At 71.8% G+C, this 1,139-nt stretch carries 1 protein-coding gene and 1 pseudogene; both read left to right on the forward strand.

Annotated features, from left to right (window positions below; translation table 11 throughout):
- A partial coding sequence (locus tag ACZ5CR_RS46585; protein ID WP_468870116.1) for a hypothetical protein occupies positions 1–945 on the forward strand: 945 nt, incomplete at its 5' end.
- Positions 946–953: 8 nt separating this feature from the next.
- Positions 954–1,139 (forward strand): annotated as a pseudogene (locus ACZ5CR_RS46590) (histidine kinase); the annotation flags it as partial.

Here is a 1,139-nt window from a genome sequence, read left to right on the forward strand (position 1 = left end):
GCCGCCCTCCCCTACCTCACCCTCAAGATCGCCTGGATCGCGGGGAGTCACATCGGCATCCCCGAGGGCAGCAGCCTCCTCGAGCACCGCATCACCATGATCTTCGCCAACGGCCTCACCCTGCTGATGGACGCCAGCGTCATCCTCCTCGCGCTGCTCCTGACCCGCCCCTGGGGCCTGCGGACCCCCGCATGGCTGCTCGCGTTCCCCATGTGGGCCGCCACCGGGCTGCTCACGCCGATCATGGCCGGGTTCCCGCTCCAGCTCCTGGTCAGGGCCCTCGGCGGCAGCATCCACCGGCCCTCGAAGGACGACGGCAGCGGCAGCGGCGTCTTTCTCGACGAGTGGGTCTTCGGCGTCGTCTACGGCGGCTTCATCCTCCAAGGCCTCGCCCTCGGCGCCCTGTTCGTCCTCTACGCACGGGACCGCTGGGGCCACATATGGCGGGGTCGCGTCCGGGATCTGCCCCGCGCCACCGCCCGCCGGAGCCTTCAGCGAGGCACCGCCGTCGCCGCCGCCGTCCTGGCCCTCGCCCCCGCGGCCCTGCAGCTCCTGTGGATCACCGGCTCCACCTTCGGCCTCAACGAGGCGCGGATCCAGGAACGTACGACCGACTTCTACGTCCTCGAGGCCCTGGACCTGCTCTACCTCGCCGCAGCCGTGGCCGGCGGCCTGCTCATCGCCTTCCGGTGGGTTCCCGTGCTGCCCGTCAAGGTGCCGCTCGCCCTCGCATGGCTCGGCTCGGGCGCGGTCGCCTGCTGGGGCGGCTGGCTGCTGTTCGCCTCACTCAGCGGCGGCGGCGACATCGCCGAGCAGCCGACGACGCTCATGGTCCTGACCTACGCTGTGCAGATGATCATCGGGACGCTTGCGGTCACCCTCGGGGTGCGCTTCTTCAAGGAGCGGGCCGACGCGGCCACCCCGAACCCCCGGCACCCGGCGTGAAGGCTCTCGTGGCCCTCCCGCGGGCTCTCCCGCAGGCCCTGACTGCCCTGTTCGGGCGGCGGGCGCGGCGCCGGTGGATCCATCTGATCCTCGGCGGGGCGCTCGCCATGCCCTACGTCTTCGTGGGCTCCGTCATCGTCGGACCGCTGCTCGGCGAGGACAACGTCTTCGGCTCGCTCGCCGCCCAACTCGGC

The organism is Streptomyces sp. NPDC031274, assembly GCF_055570235.1.